This is a genomic window from Curtobacterium oceanosedimentum, assembly GCF_040545555.1.
In the GTDB taxonomy this organism is placed as follows: Bacteria; Actinomycetota; Actinomycetes; order Actinomycetales; family Microbacteriaceae; genus Curtobacterium.
The window spans coordinates 107,433-125,537 of the sequence record NZ_JBEPMD010000008.1 but is presented as its reverse complement, the minus strand read 5'-3'; the positions used below and the strand labels follow the sequence as shown (position 1 = coordinate 125,537).

Here is an 18,105-nt window from a genome sequence, read left to right as displayed (position 1 = left end):
GACGCACCGGTGCGACGACGGTCGCCCGCGCGCCGAGACGTCGGCGTCGGCGCGAGACGCCCTCACGTGTGCGAGACGCCCCCGGATCCGGAGGCGTCTCGCCCGTTCCGGTGCGTCTCGGAGGAACGCCGGCGTCCGGGGGAGCGACGGCGTCGGACTTCGACGCGTCTCGCCGACCCGGGCGCGCGTCGCCGGGGCCGGGTCGAGGCGGACGGGAGGCACGGTGCCGGACCGGTGCCGCGCCTCCCGTCCGGTGGGCGGTGCGGTGGTGCGGGGTGGTGCGGGAGGCGCCCGTCAGGCGCCGGTGCTCGCGCGCAGTACCAGGCGGGCCGGCAGGTCGACGGGCTCGACCGCGGTGCCGTCGACCGTCGCGAGGAGGCGCAGGGCTGCGGTGCGGCCGAGCTCGGCTCCCGGCAGTGCGACGCTCGTCAGGGCCGGCGCCGTGACCGACGACGACGGCAGGTCGTCGAAGCCGGCGACCGCCAGGTCCTCGGGTACCCGGAGCCCCATCGCGCCCGCGACCCGGAGCACGCCGTACGCCAGTGTGTCCGCGGCCGCCACGACCGCCGTGACCCCGTCCTCGTGCCAGGCCTCGACCACGTGCTCGGTCGCCAGCGCGGCGGCGTCGACCGTCAGGTCCGCGCGGGCGCTGACCTCCGACACGGTGATCCCGGCGGCCGCGCAGGCCTCGTCGAACATCCGGTGGCGGATGCCGAACGTGGCGACCCTCGCGGTGCCGTCGAGGTACGCCACGTGCTGGTGCCCGCGGTCGTGCAGGTGCGCGACGAGCGCGTCGATCCCCGGCGCGAGGTCGTAGTCGACCGCGGTCGTGCCCTCGGCGGCGTCCGGGGCGTCGAGCAGCACCACGGGCACGCTCGCGTCCATGGGTTCGCCGGCTGCCGGTGCGTCGACCAGGATCCCCGCCGGTCGCAGGCGTTCGAAGCGCCGGAGGTCGGCCGCCGTCGGCTGCGCACCGCGCTCGGTGACCGAGAGCACCAGCTGGTACCGGTCGCCGAGGGTGTCCCGCACGCCCCGGATCACCTCGGCGAAGAACGGGTTCGACAGGTCGGGCGCGATGAGCACGACGAGGTCGCCGGTGCCGCGGGCGAGGGAGCTCGCCGCGTGGTCGACGACGTACCCGAGGGCGTCGACGGCGTCGCGCACCCGCTCGGCGATCGGCTGGGAGACCCGACCGCGGTCCTTGCCGTTGACCACGAGGGAGACCGTCGCGATGCTCGTCCCCGCGCGTTCGGCCACCATCGCCGCGGTCACGCGACGACCGTGGGGGGCGGGGGAGGGCACCCGACGAGCCTACCGACCGGGCCGCGCGTGCGGACGGACGAGGATCGCTCGGAGTTGACGTCAAGCGTTTGACGTGTTCGAATGTCAAACGCTTGACGCGCCGTGCTGGAGTTGGTTCCTCCACAGCGCGGACCCCACCGCGTCGAGCACACACGTCCGTCCGGCGCTGCCGGACACGGTGGGCCACGACGGCCCGCAGACACCGATCCCCGACGAAGTGGAGCGCCCAAGGTGCCCGATGCAACGACGCAGAAGATCATCCTCGACTGCGACCCCGGCCACGACGACGCCGTCGCCCTCCTGCTGGCACACGGCAACCCGACGATCGAGCTCCTCGCCGTCACCACCGTCGTCGGCAACCAGACCCTGCCGAAGGTCACCCGCAACGCCCTCGCCGTGGCACGGATCGCCGGCATCACGGGCGTGCCCTTCGCCGCCGGCGCCGATCGCCCGCTGCTGCGCGAGATCGAGGTCGCCCCGGAGATCCACGGGGAGAGCGGCCTCGACGGGCCGATGCTCCCCGAGCCGTCGTTCGACCTGGACGAGCGTCACGCCGTCGACCTCATCATCGACACGGTGATGGCGCACGAGCCCGGCACCGTGACGATCGTGCCGACCGCCGGCCTGACGAACATCGCCCTCGCCGTCCGCAAGGAGCCGCGCATCGTCGAGCGCGTGAAGCAGGTCGTGTTGATGGGTGGCGGCGTGCACGTCGGCAACTGGAGCCCGGTCGCCGAGTTCAACATCGTCATCGACCCCGAGGCCGCCGACATCGTCTTCCGCGCCGGCTGGGACGTCGTGATGGTCGGCCTCGACCTCACCCACCAGGCGCTCGCGACCCCCGAGGTCGCCGCACGCATCGCTGCCGTCGGCACCGGCCCGGCCGCGTTCGTCGGCGAGCTGCTCGAGTTCTTCGGGAGGGCGTACGAGGACGCCCAGGGCTTCGACGCCCCGCCCGTGCACGACCCCTGCGCCGTCGCGTACGTCATCGACCCGACGATCGTCCGTGCGGTGAAGATGCCGATCGCGATCGAGACGACGGGCACCCACACGCTCGGCATGACCGTCGCGGACCTCCGTGGTCCCGCGCCCGAGGACTGCCGCACGTCCGCGGCGATGGAGCTCGACCACGGGCGCTTCTGGGACCTGGTGGTCGACGCCCTCGAGCGGATCGGCGAGACGCCCGACACCGGGTGGAGCCCGCGAGCCGCTGCCGAGGCGGTCGCCGACACCGACACCGACGTGACCGTCGTCGCGCAGGAGCGCTGAGCGCCGTGACCACCACCTCGACGACGAAGTCGACCGCCGCCCTCACCGCGGCCCTGCTCGCCGCGTGCGTCGCGTTCCAGCTGAACGCGAGCATGCTCAGCCCCGCCCTCGCGACGATGGCGGACGAACTCCGCACCGACGACGCGACCATCGGGCTCTCGCAGACGCTGTTCTTCACGATCGCCGCCCTGTTCTCGCTGTTCCTGCCCCGGCTGTCCGACATCGTGGGCCGCAAGCGGGTCCTGCTCGGCATGCTGCTCGTCATGCTCGTCGGCAGCGTCGTCGCCGCCCTGGCCGTGAACGTGCCGATGCTGTTCGTCGGCCGGATGATCCAGGGCGTGACCGGCCCGGTCGTGCCCATCGGCCTGCTCGTCCTGCGCAACGAGATCGCCGACCCGAAGCGCTACGGCGCCGCACTCGGCCTGCTCACCGCGGTGAACGGCGGCATCGCCGGGGTCGACGCCCTGGCGGGCGGCTGGATCGCGACGCACTTCGGGTTCCGTGGCATCTTCTGGGTGATCGTCGTCGTGACGGCCGTCGCGGCGCTCATGGTCGCCCGCTGGGGCGTCGAGTCCCGACCCTCCGCCGGGACGCGCATGGACTGGTGGGGCGTGCTCCCGCTGGTCATCAGCGTCGGCGCGCTGCTCACCGCGTTCAACGAGGCCGGCAAGCTCGCCGCGGCCGACTGGGCACTCGTCGTCGGCGGGATCGTCGTCGCCCTGGTCGCGTTCGGGGTGTTCTGGGCGATCGAGTCCCGGGTCCGCGAGCCGCTCGTCGAGACCCGGTACCTCAAGCGCCGCGGGACGTGGGCGCTGCTCGTCACGACCCTGCTCACCATGACGGGTGTCTTCGCCGTCGTGAACGGCCTGGTCACGAGCCTGGCCCAGAACGACGAGGTCGGCTTCGGCCTGGAGCCGGACGTCGCCTCGCTCGCGTTCCTCGTGCCCTACGCGCTGGTCGGGTGGGTCGTCGGGCCGTTCTCCGGACGCCTCGCGCCGACGCTCGGCTACCGGGCCGTCCTCCGGGTCGGCCTGGTCGGCAGCATCGTCGCCACGCTCGTCATGGCGTTCGTCGGCGTCCACTCCCTGCCCGTGCTCGTCGCCGCCACGGTGCTCATCGGCATCACCTACGCGGGCATCGCGAACATCGTGCTGAACGGGCTCGGCATCGTGCTCTCGCCGGAGTCCAACCCCGGATTCCTGCCCGGCCTCAACGCCGGTGCGTTCAACCTCGGTGCGGGCATCAGCTTCGCGGTGCTGCCGGCGCTGCAGATCGCCCTCGGCACCGGTGGGTCGGCCGGCACCGCCGGCTACTCCGGTGGGATGCTGCTCGGTGCCGTGATCACCGTCGCGGCCCTCGCCACGTCCTTCCTCATCCCGCGCCCGGCCTCGGCCGAGACAGGAGCCACCGCATGAGCGGCATCGTCGTCGTGGGCAGCCTCAACGCGGACCTGGTGGTCCGTACGGAGCGCTTCCCGAAGCCCGGGGAGACCCTGCAGGGGTCGGACCTCGCGATCCTGCCCGGCGGCAAGTCCGCCAACCAGGCGGTGGCGGCCGGGAGGCTCGGGGGCACCGTCCGCATGATCGGTGCGGTCGGCGATGACGGGAACGGCACGCTGCTGCGCGAGTCCGTCGCATCGGCCCACGTGGACACGACGCACGTCGCGGTCCGGCAGGGCGTCGCCACCGGGACGGCCGTCATCACGGTCGACGCCGCGGGCGAGAACACCATCGTGATCTCCGGCGGGGCGAACGCCACGCTCACGCCGGAGGACCTGCCCGCCTCGGCGTTCGACGGCGCCGGTGTGCTCGGGCTCTGCCTCGAGGTCTCGATCGACGTCGTGCTCGCCGCCGCACGGGCCGGCCGTGCCGCGGGGGCCACGGTGCTCACGAACCTGTCGCCGTTCGGGGCCGTGCCGCAGGAGCTGCTCGACCTGACCGACGTGCTGCTGGTGAACGAGCACGAGGCGGCCGAGCTCGGGGACCACGGTGTCGCCCGCTCGATCGTCACCCGTGGCGGCGCGGGGTGCACGGTGCACGACGGGGACGCCGACCCGGTCGACGTCGACGCCGTGCGGGTCGAGCCCGTCGACACCACGGGCTGCGGCGACGCGTTCATGGGTGCGGTGGCGCTCCGGCTCGACGCCGGCGACTCCCTGCTCGAGGCTGCGCGCTTCGCCGTCGGGGTCGGTGCGTACGCCGCGACGAAGCCGGGCGCGCAGGCCTCGTACCCGACCACGTCGGAACTGGAGTCCTTCCTGCGGTCGTAGGCCGAGCCTCCCGTCCGCCCGTCCCTTCCCGCGAAACGCAACCCCGGCGGTTGCTCGCAGCGCTGTACCGATGCGAGGTGTCGTCGGGGTTGCGTTTCGCGGTTCCGTCGGGCCGCTAGCGTTGTGGCATGCGCGTCGGAGTCCTCGACATCGGGTCCAACACCGGCCACCTGCTCGTGGTGGACGCCCACGGCGGGGCCGCGCCGCTGCCGGCGTCGTCGTTCAAGCAGCCGCTGCGGCTCGCCGAGCACCTCGACGAGTCGGGTGCGGTGACGCCCGCGGGTGTCGAGGCCCTCACGACGTTCGTGGCCGACGCCGTCCGCATCGCCGAGGAGCGCGGGTGCGAGGACATGCTCGGGTTCGCGACCTCGGCAGTGCGCGACGCCGTGAACTCCGACGCGGTGCTCGCCCACGTCGAGGAGCGCACCGGCGTGGAGCTCGCCGTGCTGTCCGGCGAGGACGAGGCGCGCCTGACGTTCCTCGCCGTCCGACGCTGGTCCGGGTGGTCCGCGGGACGGCTTGCCGTGTTCGACATCGGCGGCGGCTCGCTCGAGATCGCCGGCGGAGCCGACGAGGCGCCCGACGTCGCGTGGTCGATGCCGATCGGCGCCGCCCGGCTCGCGCGCCGGTACTTCGCCGAGGGGACGCCGAGCGAGGACGACGTCCGACGCATCCGGCACGAGATCCGCGTCGCCATCGCGCGGGACGCCGGGCTGCTGCTCCGCTCGGGTCGGCCCGACCGCGCCGTCGCGACCTCGAAGACGTTCCGCTCGATCGCGCGGATCTGCGGCGCGGCGCCCTCGGTCGCCGGACCGCTCGTCCCGCGCGCACTCGACGGCGCGGAACTGCGTCGGCTGCTGCCGTCGCTGCTGACGAGCTCCGTCCCCGAGCTCGCGGCGCTGCCGGGCGTCTCACCGAGCCGCGCGCACCAGGTCGTGCCCGGGGCGCTCGTCGCCGAGGCGTGCCTGGACATCTTCGACCTGCCCGCGCTCGAGATCTGCCCGTGGGCCCTGCGCGAGGGCGTGATCCTCGAGCGGCTCGACCAGCTGTCGGTGCTCGGTTGAACATGGCTCGGCACGTCGCGGAAGCCCCTCCGGAGGCGCCGACGTCGTTCGCGCTCGGTCCGACCTGGGTGCGCGTCGGCCTGTGGGTCACGCGCGGCGCCGCACTGCTCTGCGCACTCGTCTTCGGGATCGGGTGGCAGTGGTTCGCGGGACTCGCGGCGCCGTCAGCGACGGTCCGCCGCGTTGGCGACGACCTGCGTGCTCTGACCGTCCTCGGGCCGCGCTGCGTGCGGCTGCCGAGGGCGTTCATCGTCCGGTTCCGCATCTGGAGCGGTGTCGGCACCACGCACGGCCTGTTCGTGCTCGATCGGCGGTGCCGGGCGCTGGTCGTCCTCAGCCCCGTCGGTCCTGCCGACACGGGCCGCACGCGGGCGCTGGTCCCCGCCGCGGAGGACTCGCTGTGGAGGGCAGCCTGCAAACACCTGCTCGGGCTCGGGCGGCTCCTCGCGACGGTGGTCGTCGTGTTCGTGCTCGGCGGGGCGCTCGGCGCGGCCTTCTCGGTTCCGGGCTCAGGCCTCGGCTGACCGTCCCTCGGCTCGCGGGGGAGCGAGCAACCACGGGCGGATGAGCTGTGTGACGAACGGCAGCACCCAGAAGGTCATGATCGGCGTGAGCACGAGCGTCGTGACCAGCACGCGCGGCAGCACCGCCAGGTGCCCGAACGCCGGGACGAGCCAGCCGACCAGGTAGGTGAACGCCAGGTTCACCGGGAAGAACCCGAGCCAGATGCTCACGGCCTGCTTCCACCGCGGCGGGGCGCTCGACGCGGGGGCGTCCTGCGGGGCGTCGAACCAGCCCTCGATACCGGTGCGCTTCTCGACACGGGACTCCACCACGAGGTCGCGCCCCTCGTCGAGCCACCGGAGCCGGTCGTCGGAGTTCTCCCACGTGGCGAGCTGTTCGTGGTCGGCGAAGCGGTAGAGCATGTGCCACTCCCGACTGGTGGCGTGCGAGCGGACCCACCCGGAGCCGAGGAAGCCCGGGTAGCGGTTCGCCAGGTTGACACCGGACTGCACCCAGGCGGTGGCGTCGGGGATGCGGTCGGGTTCGACGAGACGGGTGATGGACACGGTGACGGGCGGGCCTGCGGTCACGGATGACGACTGCAGACTCCCTGGCTCTTGTGGAGTCATGCGGACAGTCTCGCGGAGTCGTGTTTCGGGCTCGTGACGGCGCAGTAGGTTCGGCACATGAGCGACGTCAGCGGTGCAGCGCGGGACACCGAGCGTGGGCGGCACGAGACCCCGACCGAGCGGTGGGACCGGAACTGGTCGGACATCCAGCAGGAGCTCCGCATCGTGCAGACCGGGACGCAGATCCTGGCCGGGTTCCTGCTGACGCTGCCGTTCCAGCAGCGCTTCACCTCGCTCAGCACCAGCGAAGAGGTCGTCTACCTCGTGCTGGTGGTCCTCGCGGTCGTGATCACGGTCGTCGCGCTGTCGGCCGTCTCCGCCCACCGGCTGGTGTTCCGGCAGCGTCAGAAGCACGACCTGGTCCGGGCCGGGAACGTGCTGCTCATCACGGCCCTCGCGGCGAGCGCCCTGCTGTTCTCGGGCACGGTCCTGTTCGTGTTCGACGTGGTCATCGGGGACGTCGGTGGCGTCATCGGCGGTGCCGTGGTGTTCGTCGGGACCGCAGCGCTCTGGGTCTCGATCCCGCTCGCGCTCCGTCGGACCTCCCGCGACACCCGGGACCAGCCCGGGTCTGAGTGAGTCCTCGGTCGGGCCCCACCGCAACCGGAGGAACCCGGTCCACGATGGCCCGGACGACCACCACGGGAAGGACGAGCACGTGTCGACCACAGGACCCTCCGTCACCCTGACCCTCGGCCGTCCGGTCCACGCGCAGGCACTGTCCTACACCGCGATGTACCGGGCGAAGCCCTTCCGCGAAGCCCTCCTGGTGTACCGGGAGGGCGGGACCTACACGATCCTGTCGCCCGGCGAGGACCACCACGGGTGCTGGGTCTCGGCGACGACCCCGCTCGACCCGCCTCGGCACGTCTCGTTCATGTCGTGGCCCTCGGCCGACTGGGATCGGGACGTCGCGGCACACACGCTCGTCTTCGCGCCCGACACCGGCGCCTTCACGCAGGAGCTGCGCCTGCCGGGGGAGTCCGTGCCGCGGGCGCAGCACGGCTTCGCGGTGTCCGTGGCGGACCCGGGGGCGATCGACACCACCGAGGGCTGGGCCGTGCTGCGCGAGCGCCACCGCGAGGCCTTCGCACGCGTGCGAGCGCTGGCGGTCGGGAGCGCCGGGGCCTCGTCGGACGGGTAGGGGGGGGCTGGGCCACGCCGGCTCCGCCGAGGGGCTGTGGCGGGCGTCAGTGGATGCTCGTCAGGGAGCGCAACTCGTGCGCCCGAACCCGAGGAAGCGCACGGTGACCACCCGCACCGACTCGGTCGACGTGGCGGTCCAGGTGCTCGTGAGGTCGGTGCGGATGCTGACCGTCGAGGTCCGCCAGGTGAAGAGGTCCCACGAGCCCACCGTGGTGCTCCGGGCGTCCGCGGGGCGCTGTGCGACCTCCTGCCCGTCGACGAGGACCGTGAAGCGTTCGGGTGCGGTACCGGCGAACCCCCACCCGATCGTCACCGATCCGTCGCTGTTCGTCGCGCAGGTCAGCGCGGTGACCGGCGACGCCGTCGCGGTCGCGAGGGTGCTCGTGGCCGACGGGGTCGTCGCGGCGAACGCGGCTGCTGCTGCCGGAGCGGGCAGTGCCAGTGCTCCTGCCACGCACACGGCGGTGACGACCACGGCGGCGGAGACGCGCGGGCGACGTCGGGGGGCGCGGTGGCGGGCACGGCGGTCCGCCGGTGCCGTCGGCGGTCGGTTCCCGGAGACCGCCGGGGCGACGGCGAGGAGCGTGACGGCGAGGACCGCTGCGCCGAGCACGGTCAGGGAGGCGGTGTCACCCGTGGCCGCCCAGGTGATCGGTGCGCCGACGAGGGGCACCCGGAGGTAGCCGACGCCCTCGACGGCGGAGCGGGTGATCGGGGTGGAGTCGGCGTGCGGGTTCGCGTCGCCCTTCGTGGTCAGCGTGTCGTCGCCGTCGAGCGCGTCGAACCGGTGCAGACGCAGGACGCCTGCGTGGTCCGGGTCGTCGAACAGCAGCACCTGACCCCGGTGCAGGTCGCGCGGGTCGACGGGCTTGCTGACCACGACGTCGCCGACGCGCAGGGAGGGCTCCATGGAGCCGGTCATCACGGTGGTGCTGTGCCATCCGATGAGCATCGGAGCGGCTGCCCAGAAGAGCATGCCGAACACCGTCGCGACCACCCCGCGGGCGGCGAGCACCACCGTGAACCGGATCCACGACGTCGAACGCACGGTCGGCTCCTCCTGGCCGGGTCTAGGAGTTCTGTGCTTCCCAGGTGAAGCCGAGGCTCGCGCTGGCACCCATCAGGGACGCCGGGGCATCCGGCGAGACGGTGTAGGCGATCTGGTACGTCCGCGTCTCGGCCTTGTCGCCGGTGGGCTTCCAGGTGCCGACACCCGTGGCGTAGTTCGTGCGGGTGGTGGCGAAGGTCGCGAGCGATCCGTCGTAGAGGGTGCCGTCAGCGCCCGCGGCCGCGGTGAAGCCGGTGCAGGTGCCGTACCCGCCGCCGGTGCCCTGCGTCACCCGCAGCGTCACGTACGAGCCGAGCGACTTCGTCTGCTGCACGTTGGTGGCGTAGAGCTTCACCGCGCTCGGCAGCGAACCGCTCGACGTGACCGCGATGCAGTTCGTCCCGGTCGAACCGGGCTTGAGGTTCGACGCGGAGAACAGCGCGCCGTTCGCGGCGTCGTTGCTCAGTGAGACCGAACCCATGGACCAGTTGTTGGCGTCGTCGGAGGACGTCGCGGAGAAGGCCGAGTAGGACGCGGTCGACACCGCGACGCCACCGGCGACGAGTGCGGCCGGGATCACGGCGAGGGTGGCGATGCGGGAGAGGGCGCGGGTCGGGAGGCGCACGGCGGGTCCAATCGGTTCTTGTTCGCTCGATTTTCGAGCTAATCAGGACAATACGCCTCGAATTATGAGTGTGTCAACAATCGTGCAAAACGGAATCCGTCTAGAGTGTCCTCGTGCCTGGACTGCCCAAGGGAAACCTCGGAGACGACGACCGCTCGCTCGACGACGCGGTGGCGGCGTTCTACGCGGCGCAGGTCGAGCACTCCCACCTGATCCAGCACCTGGCGGTGCTGAACGACCTCAACGCAGTGGACCTGCGCGCGCTGCAGTTCCTCGGCGCGACGGACGAGGACCGGACGCCGAAGGAGCTCGGCGGGTACCTGGAGATGGGCACCGGTGCCGTCACGGCGCTCCTCGACCGGCTGGCCCGGCGGGGGTTCCTCGACCGGGTCCGGAACCCGGACGACCGACGGAGCGTGCGGATCGAGCTCACCGTCGACGGGTTCGCGGTGGTCGGCGCTCTCAGATCGGCGTACCGACGAGCGCTCAAGCGGTCGCTGCCGCGGGAGAGCGTCGAGGTGTTCATCGCGTTCACCGAGCGCATGGCGGAGGAGTTCCGGGCTCCGATCGCTGATGAGGTCGACGGGTCGGACTGACCCGCCGCCAGCAGGTCAGCTGGCCTGCTTCTTCGCGGAGGTCTTCTTCGCCGGGGTCTTCTTCGCGGGCGTCTTCTTCGCAGGGGTCTTCTTCGCCGGGGTCTTCTTCGCGGGTGCCTTCTCTGCCGTCGCGTCCCCGTCGTCGTCGGCGCCAGCGGAACCGGACGACGAGCGTGAGCCGGACGACGAGCGCGACCCCGAGCCTCCAGACCCGGACGAGGACCGGGACGAGGACCGCGACGAACTCGACGAACCGGACCGCTTCTTGTCGACCGAGGCCCGGAGGGCCGCCATCAGGTCGATGACGTCGCCGCCCTCGCCGGCGTCGTCGTCCTCGGAGCGCTCGCCGAACGTCTCCGCGGTGTCGACGTCGTCACCGGCCTCGAGCTTGGCGTCGATGAGCTGCTGCAGTTCCTCCTGGTAGGAGTCCGTGTAGCGGTCGGGGTCGAAGTCGGCGGACATGCTCTCGACGAGCGACGACGACATCTTCAGCTCGTTCGCGCTGACCTTCACCGAGGCGTCGAGGGACGTGAAGTCCGCGGCCCGGACCTCGTCGCCCCACAGGAGTCCCTGCAGCAGGATGACGTCCTCGTTGACGCGGAGCACCCCGAGCCGGGTCTTCTGCCGGAGGGTGAACTGCACGATCGCCAGCCGGTCGGTCTTCGCGAGCGTCTCGCGGAGCAGCACGTACGCCTTGGGGGACCGGGAGTCCGGTTCGAGGTAGTACGACTTCTCGAACATCATCGGGTCGACCTGCTCGACGGGCACGAACTCGAGGACCTCGATCTCGTGCGACTGTTCCTCGGGCAGCTGCTTGAAGTCGTCGGCGGTGAGGACGACGGTCTTGTCACCGTCGTCGTAGGCGCGCTGGATGTCGGCGTACTCGACCTCGTGGCCGAACTCGCACACACGCTTGTACCGGATGCGGCCCTTGTCCTCGTCGTGGACCTGGTGCAGGGACACGTCGTGGGTCTCGGTCGCCGCGTACACCTTGATGGGCACGTTGACGAGCCCGAACGCGATGGAGCCCTTCCAGATCGACCTCATGGGCACATGATGCCCGGGAGCGCGGCGACAGGCCCTCAGTTCCGGGCGGATCGACAGCCGCGCGCGATGTCGGAGGGCGTATCGTGCCGCGCATGACGGGGGAACACAGCACAGGGGCCAGCGACGCGACTGCTGCGACGGACGACGACCGGATCGACGCTGTGGGCTGGTGGCAGCTCGCCGCCCTGGCGGTCAGCGGGGCCGTCGCGCCGGCGCTGTTCTTCGTGCTGCAGCCGGGACCGGTCCCGTGGGTCGCGGTCGTCGTGCTCGGCCTCGCGCTGGCGGTCGCGCTCCCCGCCCTGCAGGTCTGGTCCTGGGCGCGCCGCGGCGGTCGGGCCGCGGTCGCGGACACGCGGCGGTGGGTCGACGAGGGGCGTGTTCCCCCGGAGGTCCCGGAGGCGGTCTGGCGGCCGCGGGTCCAGCAGTGGACGGCGGACGCGCGGCAGCGACGATCCAGCGGGTGGGTGTTCGTCGGTCTGGCTGCCCTGTGGGCGGTCCTCGCCACGACTGGCACCACCAATGGCTGGGGTGTCGCGGTCGTCTGGGCCGTACTCGGCATCGCCACCCTCGTGCAGGGGCGCGGCGACCGGGTCGGCGCCGAGCACCTCCTGGCCACACCGGTGCGACCGACGTCCTGACCCTTCCTGCACAGCTCCGGCACCAGGACGTCCTGTCCACGGAACCGCCGGTCCTGAACCACCGTGCCGCCGCGGCGAGCAGCATGGGCCCATGAGCCAGCTCGACAAGCAGGACCCGCGTTCGCAGTACGCCCGGCCGCCGTTCCCGCCGCAGACCCAGCAGGGGTCCGGGCTGGCCAGCGCGATGGACCCGGCGCCCGACCACGGCGAGACGACGTACCTCGGTACGGGGCGGATGCCCGGGTACCGGGTGCTCGTGACCGGTGCCGACTCCGGCATCGGCCGAGCGGCCGCGATCGCGATGGCGAAGGAGGGCGCGGACGTCGCCCTGAACGCCCTGCCCGAGGAGCGCGACGACCTCGAACAGGTACGCGACGTCGTCGGTGACCTCGGGCGCAAGGCCGTGCTGCTGCCGGGCGACCTGACCGACGAGGCGTTCTGCGACACCCTCGTGCGCGATGCCGTCAGTGAGCTCGGCGGGCTCGACGCGCTGGTGCTCGTGGCCGGGCACCAGCAGGTCCACGAGGACGTCACCGAGCAGTCGACCGAGGACTTCGACCGCACGATGAAGGTCAACCTCTACTCGATGTTCTGGCTGGTCCGGGCGGCCGTGCCGCACATGGCTCCCGGCAGCGCGATCGTCACCACGAGCTCGGTGTCGGCGTACCAACCGCAGGACCGGATGATCGACTACGCCGCCACGAAGTCCGCCATCATCACGTACACGAACGGCCTGGCCCGGCAGCTCGCGGCGAAGGGCATCCGGGCGAACTGCGTCGTGCCCGGTCCGGTGTGGACGCCGCTGCAGCCGATCAGCTACCCCGGCGACGAGATCGCCGCCTACGGCCAGGACACCCCCTTCGGCCGGCCGGCGCAGCCCGTCGAGCTCGGCAGCGCCTACGTCCACCTCGCCGGGCCGGAGTCGTCCTACACGTCCGGCAGCACCCTGACCGTGGCGGGAGCGACCGGGGTCGCGCTGTGAGTCCGGCTGCGCGGAAGGTCACCGTCCTCGTCGGGGACCGCAGGATCGCGCTCACCAACACCGACAAGGTGCTCTACCCCGTCACCGGCACGACCAAGGGTCAGGTGATCGCCTACTACGAGCGGGTGGCGCCGTGGATGATCCCGCACGTCAAGGACCGTCCGGTGACCCGGAAGCGCTGGGCGAACGGCGTGGAGGGCACGGTCTTCTTCGAGAAGAACCTGCCCGACTCGGCGCCCGACTGGGTCCGTCACCACACGATCGCGCACAAGGAGCACGACACCGAGTACCCGATCGTCGACGACCTGCCGACGCTCGTCTGGATGGCGCAGCAGGCGGCGCTCGAGCTGCACGTCCCGCAGTGGCGCTTCGGTCCGCGCGGAGCGCAGCAGCACCCGGACCGGCTCGTGCTCGACCTCGACCCGGGCGAGGGCGTCGGGCTGCCGGAGTGCGTCGAGGTGGCGCTCGCCGCGCGCGAGATCCTGCACGGCATGGGCCTCGACCCGTACCCGGTTACCTCCGGCTCGAAGGGCATCCACCTGTACGCGGCACTCGACGGGCGTGCCACCACCGCGCAGGTGTCCGACGTCGCCCACGAGCTCGCCAGGGCGTTGGAGCAGGACCTGCCCGACCTGGTGCTGTCCTCGATGAGCCGCGCCGAGCGACGGGGCAAGGTCTTCGTCGACTGGTCGCAGAACAACGGCAACAAGACGACGATCGCGCCGTACTCGCTGCGCGGCCGTGACCGGCCGACCGTCGCGGCGCCGCGGACCTGGCAGGAGCTCGAGGAACGCGGGTTCGCCCAGCTTGAGCTCGAGGAGGTCCTCGACCGCCTGGAGGCACACGGCGACCTCCTGCACCCGGTTGCCTCCGCCTCGCTGGCGGTGGGCAGGATCGACCACGGCCACTGGGACAGCGACCGGACCCAGCGGGCGAACGAGGCCGAGCAGCCGGCTCGCGACCGCCTCGCGGTCTACCGCGCGAAGCGCGACGCGACGAAGACGCCGGAGCCGGTGCCCGAGGGGGCACCGACCGTGCGGAGGGACGGCACCCCGACCTTCGTGATCCAGGAGCACCACGCCACCCGCGACCACTACGACTTCCGGCTCGAGCACGACGGCGTGCTCGTGAGCTGGGCGCTCCCGAAGGGCGAGCCGACCGACCCCGGGAAGAACCACCTCGCCGTGCAGACGGAGGACCACCCGCTCGAGTACGGCTCGTTCGAGGGGACGATCCCGCAGGCCGAGTACGGCGGGGGCACCGTCACGATCTGGGACGACGGCACCTACGAGCTCGAGAAGTGGCGCGAGGGGGAAGAGGTCATCGTCACGCTGCACGGCCGCGCGAACGGTGTCCGGCGGCTGGCGCTCCTGCACACCCGTGGGCGTGGTCGCGGCCGCGGTGGGGGGAGCGGCGGCGACGAGAAGAACTGGCTCATCCACCGCACGAAGGACCAGCCCGACCCGAACGGCGACGGGGACGGCGGTGGCGGAGCGGTCGCGGGTCGCGGCTCCCGACCGGTGACGACCGCCGCGGAGCGCCGACGGATCGGGCGCGCGGCGCCCTCCGCGACGCCACCCGGCGAGCGGCGGGCCATGCTCGCGAGCCCCGTGCAGGGCGAGCCGCACCTCGATCCGTCGGTCTGGGCGTTCGAGATGAAGTGGGACGGTGTCCGCGCCCTGGCCACCGTGCGCGACGGTCGCGTCACGCTGCGGAGCCGGAACGACAACGACCTGACCGCGCAGTACCCGGAGCTGCAGGAGCTGGGGGAGCGGGCCGGGGTCGACGGGGTCTTCGACGGCGAGGTCGTGGCGCTGGACGAGCGCGGGCGGCCGTCGTTCGGTCTGCTGCAGGACCGCATGGGGCTGACCGGGACACGTGACGTCGAGGCTGCACGGCGCCGGACGCCCGTGCGCCTGCTGCTCTTCGACGTGCTCGAGGCCGACGGACACGACCTGACCCGGCTCGGCTACGACGCCCGGCGCGAGGCGCTCCTGACGGTCGTCGAACCGGGCGGCGCGATCGAGGTGCCTCCCGCGGTGGACGGCGACCTGGACCACGCCGTGTCGGAGTCACGCGACCGCGGGCTCGAGGGTGTCGTGGCGAAGAAGCGCTCGTCACGGTACGCCGAGGGCCGCCGTTCCGAGGCATGGGTGAAGATCAAGCACCACGTCACGCAGGAGGTCGTGGTCGGCGGGTGGCGGCCCGGCAAGGGGCGGCGGGCCGGTGGCGTCGGATCGCTGCTGTTGGGGATCCCCGGGCCGGACGGACTCGAGTACGTCGGCAGGGTCGGGACGGGCTTCAGCGACCGCGACCTCGACGACATCGCTGCCGTCCTCGGCAGGACCGAACGGAAGACCTCGCCGTTCGTCGACGTGCCGCGGCCGGACGCTCGCGATGCGCACTGGGTGACACCGCGGCGGGTGGGCGAGGTCGTGTTCGCCGAGTGGACCGCGGACGGCCGGCTCCGGCAACCGTCCTGGCGCGGATGGCGGCCGGACAAGGGGCCCGACGACGTCGTCCGCGAGTCCTGACCGGGCTGCTGGCGCCCCACCCCTCGTGCGGAAGCGGCCCGTACGGAAGCGGCTCGTACGGAAGCGGCCCGTGCGGAAGCGGCTCGTACGGAAGCGGCCCGTGCGCCGGATCAGGGGACGCACGGGCCGCCGCCGGCGCACCGTGCTCGGCGATCAGGGGGTGACCGAGCACGGCGCGTCCAGGGCCCGGGACTCCCACGGCCCGGGCATCCGGAACCCCCACGGTTCCGGGACCCACTGGTGTGACGAGTCGACTCCGCGATTCGTCACGCCGGAGCTCGAACTCTCCCTGCGAGCCGTCGCGGACACGACGAGACCGTCCGGGAGCCCAGCTCCCGGACGGTCGCCGGCGTCGGTCGATCGGGCCGGTCAGGCCGCCGGAGCCGGGCCGTCCGCCGGCTTCGCGGTGTCGGCAGCGGGCAGGTCCTCGTCGATCAGGTCCTCCTGCTCGGGCAGGTCGACCTCGGCGGCTGCCGCCTTGGCGTCGTCGATGGACTCCTGCGAGCGCCGGAGGAGGTCGTCGTCTGCTGCGTGATCCGTCATGCGGCCGACGCTACGCGGGCGCGCCTGTGCCCGCGTCGGACCGGGGGACCGGCGGTGCGACCGACGGAGCGGTGACGTCGAAGTCGACCGCCGAGGTCGGTGCCGGCGTGGTCGGCATCGCCGGAGCAGCGGGCTCGTCGACCGCGTCCGCGGCATCCAGCACGGCCCGGGTGGCCGCCGCAGCGGTCCGGAGCGCATCCGACAGCGGCATCGCGCGGTGTGCGGCCGTCCGGACCTCGACACCCCACGGTTCCTCGTGCCCGAGGCTCCGGAGCACGCGGACCAGACCGGGCAGGTCCCAGGCACCCGACCCCGGCAGGTGTCGCGCGGTGCGGGACTCCTCGGCGAGGGTGAGGCCGGACGGGGTGTGCAGCAGCCCGTCGCTGAGCTCCACCGCGGCGAGCACGCCGGGGGCGACCCCCTGCGCGATCGACGCCAGGGTGGATCCGCCGCGGAGCGTGTGCATAGCGTCGAGCAGGAGGCCGGCGTTCGGGTGACCGGCCGCGGCGACGAAGCGGGACGCCCGCTCGACGGTGGGCAGGTTCGACCAGGGCTCCGGTTCGAGGACGAGTCGCGCTCCGACCTTCTCGGCCTGCGCGGCGAGGTCGGTGAAGTCCGCAGCCATCGCCGCCGGTGTCACCGGGTGGACGCCGGTGTCGGCGCGGACGACGACCTGCCAGGCGCCGAGGGTCGCGGCAGCCTCGAGCACGACCCCGCGGTCGGCCTCGTCGTCGGTCGAGCGGTCGACGTGGGTCCACCAGCGGTCGAGCGGGCCGAGCTGCACCCAGACGATGCCGGCCCGGTCGAGGATGCGGCGCAGTGCCGTGAACCCCGTCGTCGCGCGGACCTCGTGGAGGTCGTCGAGCGACAGTGACAGGCCGGAGAACCCGGCATCCCCGACGGCTCGGACCCGGTCGGCGATCGGTTCGTCGCCCGCCCAGGTCCAGGACGTCGCGAGCAGATCGTGTTCCTGCACGGCGCACCTCCTCGGTCGGGACACACACCCGTCCCCGGCGCGCTCGGCGTCGAGCACGCTCGCGGTGTCCCGTGGTCTGACGTCGATGGTCCCCCGACGTCAGGGACTGTCTACGCCGCGTGGCTGCGGGCCCTCCCAGCGGCGCGTGGTCGCAGCCGGTCCGCCCCTACCCGGCGCGCCCGCGCCCCGGCGCGCCCAGTGCCCGGCGCACGCGTGCCGGGCGCCCGTGACCGGGCGTCAGACGATCCGGGTCGTCACCGTCCCCACACCGGCGACGGCGCCCGTGACGACCTGGCCGCGCTGCAGCGGCCCGACGCCGTCCGGCGTCCCGGTGAACAGCAGGTCGCCCGGTGCGAGTGCGATCCAGCGCGACAGCTCGGCGATCGTCTCGGCGACCGACCAGATCTGGTCCGCCAGGTCGCCCGCCTGTCGGAGTGCGCCGTCCACCCGGAGCTCGATCGAGCCCGCGGTCGGGTCGATCCCCGCGGCCGGGACGAGCGCGCCGACCGGGGCCGAGGCGTCGAAGCCCTTCGCGAGGTCCCACGGACGGCCGAGCCGCTTCGCCTCGGCCTGCAGGTCGCGGCGGGTGAGGTCGATCCCGACGCCGTAGCCCCACACCAGTTCGAGTGCGCCGGACACGCCGACGTCCGAGCCCCCGCGGCCGAGCGCGACGACGAGCTCGACCTCGTGCTCGAGCCGGTCCGTGCCCGGTGGGTACGGGGTGTCCGCGCCGTCGGTGACGAGCGCGCTCGCCGGCTTCGAGAAGAAGAACGGCGGCTCGCGGTCCGGGTCGTGCCCCATCTCGCGCGCGTGCGCCGCGTAGTTGCGGCCGACGCAGTACACGCGACGGACGGGGAACCGGCCGCCCGACGCGGTCGGCAGCGTGGGCTGGTCCGGGGCGGGGATGACGAGGTCCTGCACGTGCCCAGCCTG

General features: G+C 72.8%; 19 protein-coding genes. 11 read left to right on the top strand and 8 right to left on the bottom strand.

The window, feature by feature from the left end:
* Positions 1–294: 294 nt before the first annotated feature.
* Positions 295–1,302: a LacI family DNA-binding transcriptional regulator gene (locus tag ABIC52_RS10640; RefSeq protein WP_354027291.1), complete on the bottom strand. Its 1,008-nt coding sequence runs from the start codon at positions 1,300–1,302 to the stop codon at positions 295–297.
* 231 nt (positions 1,303–1,533) lie between these two features.
* Between ABIC52_RS10640 and uriH the strand changes: the two genes are divergently transcribed.
* The 5 genes from uriH (at position 1,534) to ABIC52_RS10615 (ending at position 6,428) form a co-directional block, all read left to right on the top strand.
* Entirely contained in the window at positions 1,534–2,571 is a 1,038-nt protein-coding gene (gene uriH / locus ABIC52_RS10635) for a uridine-preferring nucleoside hydrolase UriH (protein WP_209676173.1), read from the top strand.
* Positions 2,572–2,576: 5 nt separating this feature from the next.
* A complete protein-coding gene (uriT, locus tag ABIC52_RS10630) occupies positions 2,577–3,986 on the top strand; it encodes a uridine transporter UriT (protein WP_250367788.1) in 1,410 nt (469 codons plus the stop codon).
* Complete coding sequence (locus ABIC52_RS10625) at positions 3,983–4,840, top strand: ribokinase (protein ID WP_250367789.1); 858 nt, start codon at positions 3,983–3,985, stop codon at positions 4,838–4,840. The genes uriT and ABIC52_RS10625 overlap by 4 nt, the downstream gene beginning before the upstream one ends.
* A 128-nt stretch (positions 4,841–4,968) precedes the next feature.
* Entirely contained in the window at positions 4,969–5,904 is a 936-nt protein-coding gene (locus ABIC52_RS10620; RefSeq protein ID WP_354027290.1) for a Ppx/GppA family phosphatase, read from the top strand.
* 2 nt (positions 5,905–5,906) lie between these two features.
* Positions 5,907–6,428, top strand: a complete 522-nt coding sequence (locus tag ABIC52_RS10615) for a hypothetical protein (RefSeq protein WP_354027289.1) — start codon at positions 5,907–5,909, stop codon at positions 6,426–6,428.
* On the opposite strand, the gene ABIC52_RS10610 is transcribed toward ABIC52_RS10615, so the two are convergent.
* Entirely contained in the window at positions 6,414–7,037 is a 624-nt protein-coding gene (locus tag ABIC52_RS10610) for a putative antibiotic biosynthesis monooxygenase (RefSeq protein ID WP_354027288.1), read from the bottom strand. The two genes, ABIC52_RS10615 and ABIC52_RS10610, sit on opposite strands and share 15 nt — an antisense overlap.
* A 57-nt stretch (positions 7,038–7,094) precedes the next feature.
* Between ABIC52_RS10610 and ABIC52_RS10605 the strand changes: the two genes are divergently transcribed.
* The gene (locus ABIC52_RS10605; RefSeq protein WP_209676176.1) at positions 7,095–7,616 is read left to right on the top strand and encodes a DUF6328 family protein; all 522 of its coding nucleotides are present in this window, start codon (positions 7,095–7,097) and stop codon (positions 7,614–7,616) included.
* Between the two features lie 79 nt (positions 7,617–7,695).
* Positions 7,696–8,181, top strand: coding sequence for a hypothetical protein (locus ABIC52_RS10600; protein WP_354027287.1), 486 nt, complete (start codon positions 7,696–7,698; stop codon positions 8,179–8,181).
* 60 nt (positions 8,182–8,241) lie between these two features.
* Here the strand turns inward: ABIC52_RS10600 and ABIC52_RS10595 are convergent, their stop codons facing one another.
* Positions 8,242–9,231, bottom strand: a complete 990-nt coding sequence (locus ABIC52_RS10595; RefSeq protein WP_354027286.1) for a signal peptidase I — start codon at positions 9,229–9,231, stop codon at positions 8,242–8,244.
* 22 nt (positions 9,232–9,253) lie between these two features.
* Complete coding sequence (locus ABIC52_RS10590) at positions 9,254–9,856, bottom strand: hypothetical protein (RefSeq protein WP_111228498.1); 603 nt, start codon at positions 9,854–9,856, stop codon at positions 9,254–9,256.
* 113 nt (positions 9,857–9,969) lie between these two features.
* Between ABIC52_RS10590 and ABIC52_RS10585 the strand changes: the two genes are divergently transcribed.
* On the top strand, positions 9,970–10,452 hold the full coding sequence (locus ABIC52_RS10585; RefSeq protein ID WP_209676185.1) for a MarR family winged helix-turn-helix transcriptional regulator: 483 nt from the start codon (positions 9,970–9,972) through the stop codon (positions 10,450–10,452).
* A gap of 15 nt (positions 10,453–10,467) precedes the next feature.
* On the opposite strand, the gene ku is transcribed toward ABIC52_RS10585, so the two are convergent.
* Positions 10,468–11,499 (bottom strand): non-homologous end joining protein Ku, encoded by a 1,032-nt coding sequence (gene ku / locus ABIC52_RS10580; RefSeq protein ID WP_354027285.1) that lies wholly within the window; start codon positions 11,497–11,499, stop codon positions 10,468–10,470.
* A gap of 92 nt (positions 11,500–11,591) precedes the next feature.
* Between ku and ABIC52_RS10575 the strand changes: the two genes are divergently transcribed.
* The 3 genes from ABIC52_RS10575 (at position 11,592) to ABIC52_RS10565 (ending at position 15,653) form a co-directional block, all read left to right on the top strand.
* Complete coding sequence (locus tag ABIC52_RS10575) at positions 11,592–12,137, top strand: hypothetical protein (RefSeq protein ID WP_209676199.1); 546 nt, start codon at positions 11,592–11,594, stop codon at positions 12,135–12,137.
* 91 nt (positions 12,138–12,228) lie between these two features.
* Entirely contained in the window at positions 12,229–13,119 is an 891-nt protein-coding gene (locus ABIC52_RS10570) for an SDR family oxidoreductase (protein ID WP_209676202.1), read from the top strand.
* Positions 13,116–15,653 (top strand): ATP-dependent DNA ligase, encoded by a 2,538-nt coding sequence (locus tag ABIC52_RS10565; protein WP_354027284.1) that lies wholly within the window; start codon positions 13,116–13,118, stop codon positions 15,651–15,653. Before ABIC52_RS10570 ends, ABIC52_RS10565 begins: the two co-directional genes overlap by 4 nt.
* A 369-nt stretch (positions 15,654–16,022) precedes the next feature.
* Here ABIC52_RS10565 and ABIC52_RS10560 read toward each other — a convergent pair whose 3' ends face one another.
* From ABIC52_RS10560 to ABIC52_RS10550, 3 genes are all read right to left on the bottom strand, one after another.
* Positions 16,023–16,196, bottom strand: coding sequence for a hypothetical protein (locus tag ABIC52_RS10560; RefSeq protein ID WP_153257435.1), 174 nt, complete (start codon positions 16,194–16,196; stop codon positions 16,023–16,025).
* Positions 16,197–16,206: 10 nt separating this feature from the next.
* Positions 16,207–17,172, bottom strand: a complete 966-nt coding sequence (locus tag ABIC52_RS10555; protein WP_354027283.1) for a sugar phosphate isomerase/epimerase family protein — start codon at positions 17,170–17,172, stop codon at positions 16,207–16,209.
* Positions 17,173–17,409: 237 nt separating this feature from the next.
* Positions 17,410–18,093: a fumarylacetoacetate hydrolase family protein gene (locus ABIC52_RS10550; RefSeq protein WP_354027282.1), complete on the bottom strand. Its 684-nt coding sequence runs from the start codon at positions 18,091–18,093 to the stop codon at positions 17,410–17,412.
* Positions 18,094–18,105: the final 12 nt, after the last annotated feature.